Origin of the sequence: Mediterraneibacter massiliensis, assembly GCF_001487105.1 — a bacterium.
GTDB lineage: Bacteria > Bacillota > Clostridia > Lachnospirales > Lachnospiraceae > Mediterraneibacter > Mediterraneibacter massiliensis.
The window spans coordinates 593,103-609,919 of sequence record NZ_LN913001.1 but is presented as its reverse complement, the minus strand read 5'-3'; the positions used below and the strand labels follow the sequence as shown (position 1 = coordinate 609,919).

The following is a 16,817-nucleotide window of genomic DNA, read 5'->3' as shown; positions in this document are numbered from 1 at the left end:
AAGCCTTACACGAGCATCTCGTGCAAGGCTTCTTCTTCAATCTTCTTTTCTTCCATGATCTGCATAATCTGCTCTTTTTCTTCTGTTTCCGCACACCAGGCAAGTCCGCATCCTGCGGAAAGCGATCGTGGAACCGGGATCAGCCGTCCTTTTATCCCCGTCGTTTTACATGCCTTTTCCATCGCCATAGCGTCCGCCGTCGTATGGAATGTCACGACCAGTTTCTTTTCTTTCTTTCGGAGCATTATTCGATCACCACCGCAAATCCGTCCGCTGTCTCTTCAGAAACGGCTTTTTTCCCATGGTCTTTTGCAAATTTTTCAACATTCATTTTCTGATGTGGCTCTGTCACTAAAATCCGGACTGGACCGCTATTTTCTTTTAATGCCTGTGCCGTAAGCATTAATGGCTCCGGACAGGAAAGGCCTCTTGCATCTACTTCTTTCATTTTTTCTATCCCCTTTGTTTATCTATTTACCTTCTTTGCGCTTATTAAGAAACGCGATCACAAAACACACAGCAATACAGATCAATACTGCGATCTTTCCATTGAGCGGTACTGCGCCTGCCACAACTTCTTTTGTTTCCGCATTTATGGCTGTTCCGCTCGCTGCAAGGCCAAAATTATGACACATAGCCGCCCCTACGAACATTCCCAAAACTGTCACCGCCGCGTCGGAAGATCCCTGTCCTGCCAGGATCAACTGGCGCAAAGGACATCCTCCTGCAAGTACTGCGGCAAATCCAACAGCATACATTCCGATTATATTCCACAGATGTTCAGAGTGCGCGATAATCCCCGGCGTATCAAACGCCAATACAAATTTCCCAGTTGCCACATTAAAGATAAGCATCACTGCGAATACACCGCCGATCACTGTCAACAGATCGAAATTTCTCATCAATATAACATCCCGGATACTTCCCGCAAAACACATCCTGGATTTCTGTGCGAAAGCTCCAAATAGCAGTCCCCCTGCCAAAGCCATAAGAATTGGCGCATGCATGCTTCCCGGTCCGCTGACGCTCGATTTTAGCAAAGATGTGCATACCGCCAGCAAAAGCACACCCACCATCAATGCCGGAAATACGCCTCCGCTCATCCGATTGGTAAGATGCGCACGTCCAAGACTAAATCCTTTTTTCAGAGCGATACACCCTGTCCCTACTCCAAGTATAAAACCGATCAGTGCAACCCAGGCGTTTAGATCTCCCGCCGACATACGGATGATCATCCGCAGCGGACAGCCCAGAAATACAAGGGAACCGATCATGATCACGATCCCAAGGACAAAACGTACCATAGGCGACGAGCCTGCTGTCGAACGGTACTCTTTCGTCAATACGGATATGATAAAAGCGCCAAGTACTAAACCGATGATCTCCGGTCTTGCATACTGCACCACCTCCGCAGAGTGCATGCCAAGCGCGCCGGCTGTATCCCGGATAAAACAAGCAATACAAAACGCCATATTTGCCGGATTGCCAAACCAAGCAAGACATGCGGCCACCGCGCCGCAAATGATCCCTGCCAACGCCAGCTTTTTCTTTGAATCTGATAAGTTCATCTTTCCTCTCTCCTAACTCTTCGCAAGTTCTTTTACTGCCAATGCGGCAGTTTCTATCTCTTCTTCTGTATTAAAATGTGAAAAACTGAATCTGACCGCTCCCTGTTTTTCAGTTCCCAACGCTTTATGCATCAGAGGCGCACAGTGTGCACCCGGCCGGGTAGCGATCCCGAAAGATACTTGCAGTTCATCACTGACTTCAGAAGAATCATAATCCCAGATATTAAGAGATACGATCGGACATCTCCATTTTACGGAAAAGTCCCCATATATCTGAATACCTGGTGTCTGGGAAATGGAGTCATAGAAATGTCTCATATGCTTTAATTCCGTCTCACGTATTGTATCGATGCCAGTCCGCTCCAGATAAGTAAGCGCCGCACTCAAGCCGGCAATCCCATGTCCGTTTAGGGTTCCCGCCTCCAACGCCGTCGGCATTTCATCCGGATGATGCATATTATATGTATCGATCCCGCTTCCTCCACTTAACAGCGGACGTACTTTCACGCCTTCTCTGACATACAGTCCTCCTGTCCCCTGCGGTCCTAAGAGTCCTTTATGCCCGGTAAAACACAGGATGTCTATGCCCATCTTCTGTACATCTATAGGATAAACACCTGCCGTCTGTGAAGCGTCTACGATCAAAAGAAGCCCATACTTTCTGGCGATCGCGCCCACTCTTTCAATGTCTATCATATTCCCTGTCAGATTCGATCCATGTGTACAGACGATTGCCCTCGTATTCTTACGAATACTCATTTCCATCTCTTCAAAAGAGATATTTCCCCTTTGATCGCAGCCTAAAATAGTCAGTTCCACCCCTTTTTCACGACATTCGTAAAGTGGACGTAAGACAGAATTATGCTCCAGCACTGTCGTGATCACGTGATCCCCCCGCTGAAGCGTTCCTTTTAAAGCGATATTCAAACTTTCTGTAGAATTTGCTGTAAATGCAATGCGTGACGCACTCTCGGCTCCAAAAAGTACTGCCAATTTTTCTCTCGTCTCATAAATAATCCTTGACGCGCTTAAGGCTCCGTCTGCAGCGCCTCTGCCGGCATTGCCTATTGTAAAAAGTGCCTGGCAGATGGCTTCTCCCACCTCTTTTGGTTTCTGCATTGTGGTTGCGGCATTATCCATGTAAATCATATCCATCTCCTATTTTCCCTGTCTTTAAGTATACATCTTCCTTGTCTTTTCTGTCTAATTGATAATTTCCATATAGCGGAGTCACTTATAGATTAAACCTATAAGTGACTCCGCTATGTTTCCTGTCATCCGCCGATTTTCTTTATCTCATGCAAAACCTCTGCTTTATGCTGCTCTGCGCCGCAATAAATATCCTGCACCGTATATAGCAGATCTCTTGCCGGTTTTGACAGCTTGAATTGCTTATTATATACCAGATGGATACTGCGCTTTCCCTCCTGCCCTTCCAGGGGAATGCTTAATACCTCCTGTGTATCCACCTTGTCTTTTACCGCCAGTTTAGACAAAATAGAGATCCCTGCGCCGCCGCTCACCAGACGTTTGATCGTCTCTGTGTTCCCAATACTTGCTTTTATATGCAGATCCTGCTTTTCCAATCCCATTTTCTTAAGTTTCTTTTCTGCCTCTGTCCTTGTTCCAGAGCCTTCCTCACGAAGGAGCAGGTTCTCCTGTTTTATCCATTCCAATCCTTGTTCTTGTCTGGCATATACCCGATATTTTTCTTTGTTTGGTACGATCAGGACGAGCTCATCCTCATAAAAAGGCAGATACACACATTCTCTTTTTTCTGTCATCGTTCCTGTAAATCCTATATCCACCCGATTTTCCGCTACTTGTTCTATCACTCTTATGCTGTCTGTCTCCATCACTTTTAACTGAATATGAGGATAAAACCGTCCAAAACAAGCAAGCACCTCCGGCAGAAGATACTGTGCCGGAACAGTAGACGCCGCGATCTTGATCAGACTGCTGCTTTCTTTTCTGCTTTTATCAAACTCCGCCTCTATCTGCTTTTCAAGTTCTACCATCTGCTGTGCGTAAGAAAATAGCTTTTCCCCATCTTCTGATAATTCTACCTCTTTTGTATTCCTCACGAACAGACGGACATTTAATTCCTTTTCCAGAGAAGCTATATGGGCGCTCACTGTAGGCTGCGTAAGAAACAAATCTTTTGCCGCCTTTGAAAAATTTCTTTCCCGCGCCACCTTTACGAAAGCTTCCAGCTGCTTTAAATTCATAAATTTGATACCCTTTCACTCTCCGCGCCTTCCTTGCGCGTGATCTTTATCTTATCCATATATTCTAAGATCGGCTTCGCACTTCTGCGGCTTGTGGAAAACATATCTCTCACCTGCGCGATCGTGATCTTGCCGTCTGTCTTTAATTTTTCTGTAATCTGCTCTTTTGCCGCGTCTATATACGCTTTTGTTGTATAGATATCTTCCGACACCTTTACGATCTCTCCTTTTGCCATAAGCAAAAGCAGGATCTCATCCACCGTCTGTCTGGGAGTCTTTCCAAAAGAAATATCGGAAAGTCTGACAAAGTCATACTTTGCCGGCTTTATCGCCGCATACAGTTTCCTGCGTACTTCCTGATATGCCCCTTCTTTCGGCACCTGATAGTGGAACGGAAGCAAAAATTCCTGGCGGGACATAAGGACCCGCTCCCTTTCCAGTATTTCTACATAGGCGTCAAATACACTTTTTTTCACTGTTTTAAGAAAGCGTCCCTTCACTTCTGCCCGCGGTGCTCCCAGCCTATATGGATATTGTTCCATATACGCATCCACATCCTGTTTGATCTTTTTCCTGCATCCCGATTCCTGTGCAGAGGTCCACCAATATGGTTCCTCTTGTATCTTCATACAAAAAAGTTTGTTCTCTTCTTCCATTCTCCCGACAATGGTCTGCACCTTCTCTTTTGTCAGACCCGTCATTTCCATAAGACAGCTTTCCGCCGTCGGCACCTGACAAATCTTCTCGATCTGCATAGACAGTAAATCTTCTGTTTTTCCTTTTTCCCGATCTTGCAGTTCTTCGATCACCGCCGGCTGAAAACGTTTCTTCTTCCTGCTGCAGGCGTCCAGCACCATGCCGCCGCCGATCGTCTCAAGAGGAGAATAAAATCTGACGATAAACCGATCTTTTTCTTTTAAGGCGATTTCTTCCTCCATTCTAAACTGTACATAGGCGCTTTCTCCTGGTTTTAATTCCTGCACATCCAGAAGGGATACACGACAGAGCGTCTGGCTCGTCCCGCTCAAAAAATGCAGGCGCGTCTGATTTTTGATCGTTCTTTTAGAATTTTTTAAAAGCGTTAATTTCCCATCCACTATACGGCTATTCTGCATTGTCCCTTCTGCTGCCAGCACACATCCCCTTTTTATTTCTTCTTTTGTACATCCTGCCAGATTCAATGCCGCTCTCTGTCCTGCAAAGCACCTCTCTACATTCTGTTCGTGTACCTGGATATTGCGCACCCTGCAGGGAAGCCCGGACGGATAGATTGTCAGTACATCTCCCTTTTCTATCCTTCCTCCCAACAATGTTCCCGTCACGATCGTCCCAAAACCGGTAAGAGAAAAGACTCTGTCAATAGGAAGACGTACCGGCATGTCCTGTTTTTCTTCCTTCACACTTGTACGGATCCTCTTTTCTATTTCTTCTTTGAGATGTCCGATCCCTTCTCCCGTTGCCGCCGATACACGGACAAGCGGCGCGTTTTCTATAAAGGAACCTTTTATTTCACTGCGTATTTCTTCCTCTATCATACAAAGCCACTGTTCCTCTGCCAGATCACACTTATTCAGAACAAGAATACAATTCTGCACACCCAGCAAATGCAGGATATCCATATGTTCCCTTGTCTGCGGCATGATCCCCTCGTCTGCGGCTATCACCAGAAGCACCAGATCCATTCCCGCCACGCCTGCCGTCATATTGTGGATAAACTTCTCGTGTCCCGGCACATCGATGATGCCGGCACGGCTTCCATCTTTTAGTTCAAAATACGTAAACCCTAAGTCTATGGTAATGCCCCGCCGCTTTTCTTCTTCCAGCCGGTCTGTATCCCGCCCTGTCAGCGCCTTGATCAACGCCGTCTTCCCGTGGTCGATGTGCCCTGCGGTGCCTATGATCACATTTCTCATAGAATTTCTCCTCTTACTATATTGCCAAAGCACTTTTTCTTATCTGCCTCTTACCGTTATGCAGACTTCTTCCAGCGTCCGAAGGCCCTTTATCTGTTTTACAAAAGCTTTGGCAAACTGCATTTCAAACGTGCGCATATCCAGACAAACCCTGTCATCCGCCACACGCGCCACTACAGGCAGAGGAAATCTGCGCAGACGTTCCTCCAGCCTGGCCGCCGTAATGTTGGTCGGTTTGATCGCCACAGCAAAACTTGGGAGGCCTTCCATAGGGAATGCGCCACCGCCGATCTGCGACTGACACGGACACACAGAAAACTCTGCTCCGCCGCATACTTCCTCCAGCATTTTTTTTAGTTCTTCCGCGTCTTTTTTTATTTCTTCTGTTTTCTTTGTCAGCATACGGAGGACCGGAATATTTCTGATCGCTCTGTCCTGCGAAAGATATTCCCGCAAAACAGCCTCCAGAGCGCCTGCCGTAAACTTGTCGATCCTAAGCGCACGGGTCAGAGGATGCTTTTTCATCGCGTCAATATAGATCTTCTTTCCTACGATGATCCCTGCCTGCGGTCCTCCTAAGAGCTTATCTCCACTAAATGCTACGATATCGGCGCCGTTTTGAAGCGTTTCCTGTACCGTAGGCTCATGAGAAAGTCCATACCGGCTTAAATCGATCAGACTCCCGCTGCCCAGATCCTCAATCAGCGGGATACGGTATTTTTCTTTTAGATCCTGCAGCTCTTTCGTCTCGACAGACTCGGTAAATCCTACAATGCGGTAATTGCTCGTATGCACTTTCAAAAATGCTTTCGTTTCCTCACACACGGCATTTTCGTAATCACTCAGCCTCGTTTTATTTGTCGTTCCCACCTCTCGCAGGATAGCGCCGCTTTGTTCCATCACATCAGGAATCCTAAATTTACCCCCGATCTCTACCAGTTCGCCACGGGATACGATCACTTCCCCGCCCTTAGCCATAGCGCTCAATATCAGAAGCATAGCCGCCGCATTGTTATTCACTGCCATTGCGGCCTCGGCACCGGTAATCTTTACAAGCAGTTTCTCAAAATGCGCATAGCGCTCTCCCCGGCATTTTCCGTGAAGATCATATTCCAGATTCGAATATCCTCCGGCCAGATAGGATACATGATCGAGCGCGCTCTTACTGACAGGGGCGCGTCCCAGATTTGTATGCAGGATCGTCCCTGTCCCATTTAATACTCTCGTCATAGACGGGCGGTTCCAGTCCGCCAGCGTAAGTTCTATATTTTCTTCTAATTTCCCCAGTGCTTCTTCCGCCGCTTTTTCACTTTCACATTCACATAAAAATGCACGCAGTTTTTCTAATTCCAAACGCACCGCTTCCCGTACGATATCGTATCCATATTGTGCTTCCAGCTTTCTGGTCGTTTCCTTGTCCAGAAACTGATCTACTTTTGGTATACTGCGAAGCCATTCCTTTCTGCCCATCTAGTTTCGTTCTCCTTCTTAAGATAAATATATGCCTCTTTTTTTTCTTCTACCGTTCCTATCGCAGCGAATTTTGTGCCTGTATCCGCCTCTTTCAGCGCACAAAGTATCTCTTTAACATATTTTCCCGGGACACTTGCCAGAAGCCCGCCTGATGTCTGCGGATCATACAGTACATCTGTATACTGTTCCTCTATTTCTCCAGCATCTACATAGCCTTGACTGTGTTCTCTGTTTCTATATGCTCCTGCAGGTACAAGTCCCATTTTCGCATAGGCGATCGCTTCTTCCATATACGGAATCGCCTCCACATTGACGCTTATGGATACGCCGCTTGCCGTCGCCATCTCCGCCATGTGTCCCAGCAGCCCAAAGCCGGTAATATCTGTACATGCGTGAACGGGGTATTTTTCCAATACTTCTTTTGCCTTTTTATTCAGCGACGCCATCACCCGGACAGCCTCTTCTGCCGCCTGAGCAGACGCCATATCAGCCTTGACCGCTGTGTTGATGATCCCGCTTCCGATCTGTTTTGTCAGAATAAGCACATCCCCCGGCTGACAGCCATAATTCTTCCACATTTTTTTCGGATCGACAAAACCAGACACACATAATCCATACTTGGGTTCGTCATCCTGCACAGAATGGCCGCCGGAAAGTACAGCGCCTGCTTCCTTTACTTTCACTGCCCCGCCACGCAAGATTTCTCCTAAGATCTCCGGCGAAAGACAATTCGGAAAACCTACGATATTCAGAGCAGTCTTTGGCACTCCGCCCATAGCATAGACATCGCTTAATGCATTCGCCGCCGCGATCAGCCCGAATGTATACGGATCGTCTACCACCGGGGTAAAAAAATCAACCGTCTGTATCATCGCAAGATCCTCTGTGATCTTATACACTGCGGCATCATCGGATGTCTCCATTCCTACTAACAGGTTTTCATCCTGAAATTTGGGTAGCTCCCCCAGAACCTGGGAGAGGGTCGTCGGACCTATTTTCGCCGCTCATCCGGCTGTTTTTGTCATCTGTGTCAAACGGATCTGTTCTTCCTTGCTCACAGTACCCTCACCTCTTTTCTTTCTGTCTGCTTTTCTTTCCTTGTGCTCTCATATACGTATCACGGTTTTACGATCTTCCCCGCCTTAGTCATAGTCTCGACGATCGTATACATATTGGTCACATTGCCGACTTTTAATTTTTCCTTTAAACCGTAATAATCCAGGCATGTCCCGCAGGTCAGTATCTCTACGCCTTGTTCTTCCATAAACTGCAGGTCTTTAAGCGTTTCGCTTCCCTCACAGGTAAGCTGTGCTCCTCCATTATAAAATACCATTTTCTCCGGGAGTTCATCCAACTGTGTCAAGGCAAATACGAAACCTTTCATCAAGACCTTTCCCAATTCCTCGTTTCCTTCTCCCATTCTGTCTGAGGAAATGACGACTACTGTACTGCCCGTATTTCCTGTTCTGTCCGCAGCTGCAGCGCTTTTCTCTGCCGCATTCTCTCTTGACTCCTTCTTTGCGTCGTTTTCTCCTGTACAGTCGATCAAAATCTGATATCTTCCTTCTTCTATCTTTTGGGAAACCGCTTTTTTTCCCGCCTGTTCTGCAAACTTTGTGACGTTTTTCACCGCTGTCTCATTGTCTACCAATATCTCTACCATATCCGGCGCTTCCAGCTGTTCCAGCGCCTTTTTTGTCTTGACCACCGGAAGCGGGCAGGCATCTCCTATTGCATTCACTGTTAACATGCTTTCACTCTCCTGTCATTTTACTTATAGATATATTCTATCACTGTGATATCAGAAGGTAAACCTTCTTTTTATAGATTCTGTTCGGGTATTTTAAAGCACCAAGGGAGCATAATTGATTTCTCCTTACGCAGCCAACGCATTTGCATTCACCTGTTCTATTACTCTTCTTATTCCCATCCACACAGACAGATCTGTAAACACCTCTACGATGCTGCCTTGATCTGTGAACGGTGTTTCCTGAAGAACAGACAAATCCTTCATCATGCCGTTGTGTACAATAAACTCCACAATTTGGTTCACAAAATATATCTGTCTACTGTCCAAATTAGTCTCATCTAGAAACTCCGCAAAAGCCTCCTTTGCAGCTGTCATGTCCAATCCTACAATTTCTCGTACAAATTCTCCCAGAGGTTTTTCACCATATTCAGCTTCATAATCCTGTTTTGTTCCAACTTCACTCCACAAAATATCTTCCAGAATCTTAATGTCCGCAGAAGTCAACGGTTTATTGCTCTTCAATTTTGCAATCACCTCATTATCCTGATGCTGACGAACATAATATTCTGCTTTAGCCTTATAGTTCTTCAAATCATCATTTTCTAATTCTGATTCGTTCCATTCCATAGAGAGAAGCTCATCATCAAAGTTTGTATCATAGATGACTTTCGCCCCTTTAGGAATATACTTCATCAAATCACGAAGATTTTCTCTGATGTGCTCAAATTCGTTTATTCCGGCATTATCAAGGTAGTCCGTATGAAGGATCTGATTGATCAGATCTGCCTGAGCCATAATTTCCGGAATATTAGCAACACCGGACAACGCAGATACCTTTGCAATTAAATCATGCCTTCCACGAGAATACTTCTTCCCAATCAAATACGCCAACTCGATCCCATACATCAATGCATCAAAACGTAAAGCCGCTGCTTCATCATTGTCAGGTTCAATAAGTGGTGATACTTCTTCTCTTACAATCAATGTATCCTCAAATGTTAAGGCTGTATAATTCTTTTCATTCGCATAAGTATCCACGTATTTCAAATGCTGCCGAACAGCAAAATTCTCCCGATTCAGTTCTTTCACTTTTGAAGCCATGTGCTCAACCAACGCATTACGATAGGCTATCAATCGCTCCGTCTGATATGCGATATCCTGTAATTTATAAGCGATTTCAAATTCAAGTTGGAAAATTGCGCCCTGCAGCGCAATCATATTTGCCGTTGGATGTCCTTTATTCATGCGGAAGAACTCAAAGTTGCCGCAAAAATCAAAAATGTAAAACTTCTCCTTGTCTTCACCATCCAATAATCCCGGACACAAACGAGTTCCTCTTCCAATCATCTGCCAGAATTTAGCTTTACTCATTACTTTTTTGAAAAATACAAGGTTCACCACTTCCGGTACATCGATACCTGTATCAAGCATATCAACAGAAATAGCAATCTGCGGCATCTTCTTGGGATCAGCAAACTCATCGATGGCACTCTGTGCATAATTCAGATAATTATCAATGACCTTTGCATATCCAGCCAGATGCGGATACTCTTTTCCAAACACTTCATAAATTTTTTCCGCATGATCATGGTTTTTTGCAAATATGATACTTTTACCAATCTTATTGCCATAATCTACCTTAATACCATTGGTCATAAAAATATGCAGTACTTCTTTAATTGTATCCTCATTAAACACCCAATCATTTAATGCGGAAGACGTGATACTTTCTGGTAACTCACCGTTTTCATCTATGAATTTACTTTCATATTCTTCTTTTTCTTCCTCAGATAATTCATCGTACACAATTCCCTGATCAATGAATTTCAGAGTCGTTTCCACAGATACAAAATCTACCAGGTATCCGTCCTTAACAGCCTGGGCAAGTTCGTATCCATATGTTGGAACACCATTTTCCAGTTCAAAAATCTCATATGTATTTTTATCAATTTCATCCTTCGGCGTTGCTGTCAAACCTACCAATGGAGCATCAAAATAACTGAAAATGTCCTTATACTTGTTGTAAATGGACCTATGTGCCTCATCACAAATAACCAGATCAAAATGTCCGCAAGTAAACAGCTTTCCACTTTCGTCATGCACTGAATCGATACAATTCATCATGGTCTGATATGTCGAAAATACTCCATGAGCCATATAATTGTCTTTCTCTTCGCAGAGATTGGTTACTGATAAATCCGGCAATAGATTTACAAAGTTTCGTTTTGCCTGTGTCACAAGAGAATTTCGATCAGCTAAGAAAAGAATATTCTTAATCCATCCCTGTTCCAGTAATACCTTGCACAGAGCAATGACTGTCCTTGTTTTCCCGGATCCTGTCGCCATAACCAAAAGTGCTTTTCGACGATTTTTGGTGCCAAAACTATCACATACAGCCTTAATCGCACCTTCCTGGTAATATCTCCCCGCAATAGTCTTATCTACTGTAATATATTTCAAACTTGACCTCATAGTTTGAAGATTAAACAGTTTCTCAAGATCACGCTTAGAATATATGACCGATACCTTTCGTTCCGGATATTGATTATCAATAATTCTGGTTTCAAATCCATTCGTCAGAAATACTACCGGTCTTCTTTTCTGTCTTTGTTCAATGATATCCGCATACAACTTTGCTTGCTGGCGGCCTTTAGAAACATCTACACAGGTACGTTTTGCTTCAATAACAGCCAGTATTCGTCCGTCATCTCCCATTAAAACATAATCTGCAAAGCCAACTTCAGACTTATTTGGCATTCCCGGAATCTCATATTCGTTGATCCAGTCTTTTCCCTCTGTCCAGCCAGCCTCCTGAAGCATGGAATCGATATAGAGTTTTCTTGTTTTATATTCTGACAAATCAAGCGGCTTTGGCACATAGGAATCCTGCTGTTCCTCTCTTCTTGTTGAAAGTTCCTCTTTCAAAGCCATATTTTCTTTGATTAACGATTGTAAATCCAGATCCTTTTTCTCAAGCTCACTGATTTTCTTCAATAAGCTTTCTTTCGTATCTTCAGCGTCTTTCTTTGACTGTTTTGCCTTATTGATTCTATCCTCGATCAATTGCTTGTCAAAAATATGCTCTACGTAGCTCAAGGAATAACAACATGAAACAAAATCGAGGAAAATGGATAAGTTTTCCAGGCAAAGTATGGCTTCTGCCCTGCCTAACCTCTTATTGTTGTGTGCAGCATTGTTCCCGCATCTACGAATATAATCCATTCGTTTCCAAATATCGTACCCGACAACTTCTCTAAAATCTTCCGCATTCATCAAACTCCGCAGATTGTCCTGATATGGCATATCCAACTGTTTTTCAACGGAATACATCCATTTCACAGCAAATTCCATCGCCCTGCGGCAGTTAATAACACAAGCCTCAGGGTCTATCAAAACAATCTTTTCTGCTGAAATAGCGACATCCGCAAATGCCGAGAATTTCTCTTCATTTTTTAAATAATCAAAGTTGGTTATCATAAGAACCTCCTTCTGGTAACGAATACACGACTATAGTTATGAGAGGATATTTTATCCTCCTTTGAGAATTTTGATTTGTTGACTTGGTTAACAAAGTATGCAAACTGCTTTTGCAATGTTTTGGGTGGAATCATAATGTCAAGGTTTTTTAGCATTGCAATAGAAAGATAAGCTACGGTTGAACCTGCTTGAAGATTGGCTATCTGTTTTTGAACTCCTGTCGTTGAAAACAGGTAAGAAAGATACAAACTTGTTATGCTTTCGTTTATATCAGACAGCCAACTAATCATTCCATCTTGGAAGTAGAAAGTATCGCTTGGTTTTATAATATAACACCTTCCCAGTGTACCTCTCGCTGTTACAAGGATATCTCCAACCGAAGGGACTAACCCCTTGGTCTGCAATTCGTCATACTTGCCATTTGGAATAAAGAGTTGAGGTGTGTTGTTTTTACCATCAATCTTTTCGTTCAAGTCAGAAATCCGAAGAAACGGAATGCCCGTTTCGGTTAGTTCGCTTTGATATATTCTTTTGCTTGATCCCACATTACACAATGACGAAAGTTTTGCAATTGACCACCTCTTTGTGTTATGTTCTGAATCCCCAAAGAGTTCGACAAATCGGGCTCTGATAAGATCGTCAAGTTTTTGAAGTTCCTGCTGTCTACAAGATATTACATTGTATGTCTTATCAAGAATTTCCGTAATTACATCTTGTTTTTCTTTTGAATACAGTAGAATCTCATAATTCTTCAACCATTCTGTACTCATATTCTTTTGTGCAACACCTTTTGATGATTGAATACATTGTTGCTCAAAAAGATTATCATTCAAAATATGAAACAAATAGCCCTTTGTTAGCCTACTCGTTTTCAAACGTAAGCAGGCAACACGCTGATTCAAAGCAGCTGGCAAAAACTCCTTTTCAAGAATTGCAACTCTACCAACATTGCCTGTCAAAGATATTAACAGATCCCCTTCTTCAAGCATGTATTTATCTAATCCCACTGAATCCAATGGATAAAATGCTGGTGTGTTATCTTCAATATATCCCTTCTGTACATTAGCAATTCTGATAACTCGAATACCTGAATCGACATAGTTTTCGCTTTTAAATGCAAAACCATTTAGGATTTCACAGGCATCTCCTAATCTAATCTTTTCCATCTACATCATCCCTCACCGGGCTACTTGCAGAGCCCCACAAATCCGAATTTGATTTTTAGGCGATATATTTTTGATGGGATGTTTTTACATTGGTTTGATTTACAATCGCATATTGCATGGTTGTATCAATCTGAGAGTGACCTAAAATCTTTTGCACCTGTTCAATTGGCATACCTTTATCAATTGCCCTTGTCGCCATCGTTCTCCGAAATTTATGAGGATGTATTTTCCCCATATTTAACTTTCTTCCCAGAGTACGAATGCGAATTTCAACTCCACTAATCTTTAAACGATCGTGTGGAGCATCTAATGTAACAAAAAGAGCTGGATTATTATCATTTCGCTCCCTTAAATAATTTAACAAGTGAAGTTTTGCCTTAGCATCAAAATACACCTTACGCTCTTTATCACCTTTTCCAAACACAACACATTCTCGTGCTTCAAAATCAACATCAGAAATATTCAAATTTACCAATTCACCAACACGTATACCTGTAGAGTAAAGCAAATCAATCATTGCCAGATCACGAGAACAATGACAATAATCTCTGAGAAGTTCAATTGCCTCATCTGATATAATTTCTTTTACCGGTTGCTTTGTTTTTATTTTGTGAATACGTCTCATTGGGCTTTTTAGAATATAATCTTCTTCCTCGAGCCACGAAAAGAAACTAGAAATGTTTCGTCTAACATTATCCACAGTCACTTTGCTACAGTCATTGATTTTTTGATAATCAACAAGATATTTTCTAATTTCCTCTGTTGATATTTTTCTCACAGGATTTTCTATCTTTTGAAACATTCTATCTACTGTCACACTGTAATATTGAATTGTTCGTTCTGAACATCCTTCAATACGTTTTGCATCTAAAAACAGCTGCAAATACTTCTCATTTGGTATTTCCTCCTTCTGAATTGTGTTTTCCGAAAATGTTTGAAGTAATACCTCCTGCAACTTCTTCATTTGTGAAATATTTAAATAATCTGCCATCTCATTGATAATTGTTACAATTTTTTCTTCCATGTTGGTATCTCTCCTATCGATACCAACATCCTACACCCATTTTTTTAAATCACTTTATTTTCTATATAACACTCTAGTAAATATGATGGATTTTCATAATACATACTACTATTATAATCATCTATTTTATCGCTAAGAAAAGATTTATAGACTTTCAGCAACGCATCTATTACGCCAATTTTTTCATACTCTGCTACAGATTTTATTAATCTTTTATATACTTTTCCAATATCCCAATATGATGGAATCGAATACTTGCATGCTTTTACATTATCAAATGTTCCTGTAACTATTTCTGCCTCTTTAATGAAATCATCACTCACTCGCTCTATATTATCACTATGATAAACATCTGCTAAATCATAAATCTTTGAAACATTTTGTTTATCTAATGCACGAACTACATCTTTTCTTCTATTTTTCGTCTTTCTAGCAATATATTCAATTAAGGAACATGTAAAGAAAAGATTATTATCTTTTGCCGATTCTCTTCCCCTATTTACCATTATAAGACCTCCTCAAATCCTCTGTATTCAAGACATTCTAATGCATTCTCTGTACAAAAATTTATTTGATGAGTCGGATATTTAAATTTTGCTAAAATCCAAAACTGCTCCCTTGTAATACTTCCATCTATATAATCAGACACATAGTTATAAATTTGGTCATCTGCCATTGCTCCAATTACAATATCATACGTATGGTTCTTGCCACTTCTACAATCTATAATAAAATCCAACCATTCATCTGTCATATCTCGAAATTCTTTTATGTGTAAATTGGTTTTAAAACGTACATCATAAATAGATACAATACCTGTATCATAACGCTTTGCCCATCTCTGCGCCTGTTCTTTTATGATGGTACAATAAAACCCATGACCGAAATCCTTTGTATTTCTTCCGATTCTAATTTCTGGGCTTTTAACTGGAGTATACCCCCCATGATAAACTGTCATTATCGCCAATCACATAACCTCCCTTCATTATCCAAAATATTTTTGCATCAAACTATCAAAAAGCAACTGTGTTTTATCTAATGCAGCTTGAATTGCAACTTTTGATTTGTTGACCTGTTCTACAAATTCAATATAATTATCAATCATTTCTGAAGGAGGATATATTATAGGAAACTCCTCAATATGTTCCTTATTGAGCTGACGCTTATCAATTCCACCAACACAAACACTTCTAATTAAATCACGATACTCTGGTGACACTAAAACTCTAAGAACAAACTTATTATTTACCCCTTCCTTAAGTCTGATGAAATAAACATGTCCATTCACATTTGCCATATCATCTTCACCTTCATACAAAGCAGCTCTTCCAAGTGAACTGTTCTCTGTATTTATACGCCCTGTCTTTGTCATAAGGATATCGCCATGCTTAAGACTACTTCTCTTCATACTTTCATGAGTTTTTTCATCTATATAAGCAATATCATCCATCTCTAAACGATCTTTCCATACATTCTGGCTTCTAAAAAACGTAATTCCTTTTTCTACATAATTCTCAGAACCACCCTTAGGAGTATTGCCACTATTTATCTGAATGGCAAGTTCTTTTAACCTTTTCACAGGCCAGTGCATAGGATTAGCAACTGGATCACCAAACAGTTCGACAAATCGGGCTCGGATGAGGTTATCCAGTTTCTGCAATTCCTTTTGTCTGAGTTTTATTACATCAGATATTATATCAAGTTGTTCACAAACTTCTTTCTGATAATCATAATTCACCTCTTTAATTTCATATCGAGCAACATAATCATCTGTTTTTAAATTATGAAGTCCTGTAGTTTTATTTTCAAATGGTCGAGTTCCGCCACGTCTATAGTTTGCATATAAAGAATAAAACACATATTTCGGATTCCATACTTTTTTTTCTTTTATCCTCAATAAGCCTGTAAAATTATTAAAAAGATAAACATTTTCAGGACCATCAAAATATATAACACGACCTACCGGTTGTTTATCGCTCCCACCCGATTTTTCAATAATAATATCTCCTTTACGAAGAAATTTTTCCTCTATATTCTTCTTAGTTATTATTCGGGTAACCACATTATTATAATCAACTACGCCTTCATTTGTGAAATTGGTAGTTCTTAATACCGGTATTCCTTCTCCAGTTTCATCGTCAGTACCCCATTCACCAGACAAAGCCTTCCCAGTTATTTCTATCAGTTTTGCCATTTCTTTATCCCCACAAATCCGAAT

Annotated in this window: 15 protein-coding genes; all 15 read right to left on the bottom strand. The window is 41.8% G+C overall.

What is annotated here, in order from left to right; all coding sequences use genetic code 11:
* Positions 1-5: 5 nt before the first annotated feature.
* The 15 genes from BN3282_RS07055 to BN3282_RS14655 all read right to left on the bottom strand — a co-directional run bounded on the left by BN3282_RS07055 (position 6) and on the right by BN3282_RS14655 (position 16,793).
* A complete protein-coding gene (locus tag BN3282_RS07055; RefSeq protein ID WP_059067818.1) occupies positions 6-245 on the bottom strand; it encodes a putative Se/S carrier protein in 240 nt (79 codons plus the stop codon).
* A complete protein-coding gene (locus BN3282_RS07050; protein WP_059067816.1) occupies positions 245-448 on the bottom strand; it encodes a sulfurtransferase TusA family protein in 204 nt (67 codons plus the stop codon). Before BN3282_RS07050 ends, BN3282_RS07055 begins: the two co-directional genes overlap by 1 nt.
* Before the next feature lie 22 nt (positions 449-470).
* Positions 471-1,568, bottom strand: a complete 1,098-nt coding sequence (gene yedE, locus BN3282_RS07045; protein WP_059067814.1) for a YedE family putative selenium transporter — start codon at positions 1,566-1,568, stop codon at positions 471-473.
* A gap of 12 nt (positions 1,569-1,580) precedes the next feature.
* Entirely contained in the window at positions 1,581-2,717 is a 1,137-nt protein-coding gene (locus tag BN3282_RS07040; RefSeq protein ID WP_059067812.1) for an aminotransferase class V-fold PLP-dependent enzyme, read from the bottom strand.
* Between the two features lie 125 nt (positions 2,718-2,842).
* Positions 2,843-3,796, bottom strand: a complete 954-nt coding sequence (locus BN3282_RS07035; protein ID WP_059067810.1) for a selenium metabolism-associated LysR family transcriptional regulator — start codon at positions 3,794-3,796, stop codon at positions 2,843-2,845.
* Positions 3,793-5,709: a selenocysteine-specific translation elongation factor gene (gene selB, locus BN3282_RS07030; protein WP_059067808.1), complete on the bottom strand. Its 1,917-nt coding sequence runs from the start codon at positions 5,707-5,709 to the stop codon at positions 3,793-3,795. The genes BN3282_RS07035 and selB overlap by 4 nt, the downstream gene beginning before the upstream one ends.
* A 39-nt stretch (positions 5,710-5,748) precedes the next feature.
* On the bottom strand, positions 5,749-7,179 hold the full coding sequence (gene selA, locus BN3282_RS07025; protein WP_059067806.1) for an L-seryl-tRNA(Sec) selenium transferase: 1,431 nt from the start codon (positions 7,177-7,179) through the stop codon (positions 5,749-5,751).
* Positions 7,140-8,207: a selenide, water dikinase SelD gene (gene selD, locus BN3282_RS07020; protein ID WP_082667567.1), complete on the bottom strand. Its 1,068-nt coding sequence runs from the start codon at positions 8,205-8,207 to the stop codon at positions 7,140-7,142. The genes selA and selD overlap by 40 nt, the downstream gene beginning before the upstream one ends.
* Before the next feature lie 92 nt (positions 8,208-8,299).
* On the bottom strand, positions 8,300-8,932 hold the full coding sequence (yedF, locus tag BN3282_RS07015; RefSeq protein WP_059067802.1) for a sulfurtransferase-like selenium metabolism protein YedF: 633 nt from the start codon (positions 8,930-8,932) through the stop codon (positions 8,300-8,302).
* A gap of 126 nt (positions 8,933-9,058) precedes the next feature.
* Positions 9,059-12,409 carry a DEAD/DEAH box helicase family protein gene (locus BN3282_RS07010; RefSeq protein ID WP_059067800.1) on the bottom strand — a complete coding sequence of 1,117 codons (3,351 nt, stop codon included), beginning with the start codon at positions 12,407-12,409 and terminating at the stop codon, positions 9,059-9,061.
* Complete coding sequence (locus tag BN3282_RS15015; RefSeq protein WP_162858225.1) at positions 12,406-13,575, bottom strand: restriction endonuclease subunit S; 1,170 nt, start codon at positions 13,573-13,575, stop codon at positions 12,406-12,408. Before BN3282_RS15015 ends, BN3282_RS07010 begins: the two co-directional genes overlap by 4 nt.
* Positions 13,576-13,630: 55 nt before the next feature.
* On the bottom strand, positions 13,631-14,599 hold the full coding sequence (xerA, locus tag BN3282_RS07000; protein WP_059067798.1) for a site-specific tyrosine recombinase/integron integrase: 969 nt from the start codon (positions 14,597-14,599) through the stop codon (positions 13,631-13,633).
* Positions 14,600-14,643: 44 nt separating this feature from the next.
* On the bottom strand, positions 14,644-15,105 hold the full coding sequence (locus BN3282_RS06995) for a hypothetical protein (RefSeq protein WP_059067796.1): 462 nt from the start codon (positions 15,103-15,105) through the stop codon (positions 14,644-14,646).
* The gene (locus BN3282_RS06990) at positions 15,105-15,566 is read right to left on the bottom strand and encodes a DUF3990 domain-containing protein (protein WP_059067793.1); all 462 of its coding nucleotides are present in this window, start codon (positions 15,564-15,566) and stop codon (positions 15,105-15,107) included. The genes BN3282_RS06995 and BN3282_RS06990 overlap by 1 nt, the downstream gene beginning before the upstream one ends.
* 18 nt (positions 15,567-15,584) lie before the next feature.
* A complete protein-coding gene (locus BN3282_RS14655; RefSeq protein WP_082667500.1) occupies positions 15,585-16,793 on the bottom strand; it encodes a restriction endonuclease subunit S in 1,209 nt (402 codons plus the stop codon).
* Between the last annotated feature and the right edge of the window lie 24 nt (positions 16,794-16,817).

Excerpts from the sequence above, each read along its gene's own strand:
- BN3282_RS07055 (WP_059067818.1), bottom strand. The coding sequence starts at position 245 with ATGCTCCGAAAGAAAGAAAAGAAACTGGTCGTGACATTCCATACGACG.
- BN3282_RS07050 (WP_059067816.1), bottom strand. The coding sequence starts at position 448 with ATGAAAGAAGTAGATGCAAGAGGCCTTTCCTGTCCGGAGCCATTAATG.
- yedE (WP_059067814.1), bottom strand. The coding sequence starts at position 1,568 with ATGAACTTATCAGATTCAAAGAAAAAGCTGGCGTTGGCAGGGATCATT.
- BN3282_RS07040 (WP_059067812.1), bottom strand. The coding sequence starts at position 2,717 with ATGATTTACATGGATAATGCCGCAACCACAATGCAGAAACCAAAAGAG.
- BN3282_RS07035 (WP_059067810.1), bottom strand. The coding sequence starts at position 3,796 with ATGAATTTAAAGCAGCTGGAAGCTTTCGTAAAGGTGGCGCGGGAAAGA.
- selB (WP_059067808.1), bottom strand. The coding sequence starts at position 5,709 with ATGAGAAATGTGATCATAGGCACCGCAGGGCACATCGACCACGGGAAG.
- selA (WP_059067806.1), bottom strand. The coding sequence starts at position 7,179 with ATGGGCAGAAAGGAATGGCTTCGCAGTATACCAAAAGTAGATCAGTTT.
- yedF (WP_059067802.1), bottom strand. The coding sequence starts at position 8,932 with ATGTTAACAGTGAATGCAATAGGAGATGCCTGCCCGCTTCCGGTGGTC.
- BN3282_RS07010 (WP_059067800.1), bottom strand. The coding sequence starts at position 12,409 with ATGATAACCAACTTTGATTATTTAAAAAATGAAGAGAAATTCTCGGCA.
- BN3282_RS15015 (WP_162858225.1), bottom strand. The coding sequence starts at position 13,575 with ATGGAAAAGATTAGATTAGGAGATGCCTGTGAAATCCTAAATGGTTTT.
- xerA (WP_059067798.1), bottom strand. The coding sequence starts at position 14,599 with ATGGAAGAAAAAATTGTAACAATTATCAATGAGATGGCAGATTATTTA.
- BN3282_RS06995 (WP_059067796.1), bottom strand. The coding sequence starts at position 15,105 with ATGGTAAATAGGGGAAGAGAATCGGCAAAAGATAATAATCTTTTCTTT.
- BN3282_RS14655 (WP_082667500.1), bottom strand. The coding sequence starts at position 16,793 with ATGGCAAAACTGATAGAAATAACTGGGAAGGCTTTGTCTGGTGAATGG.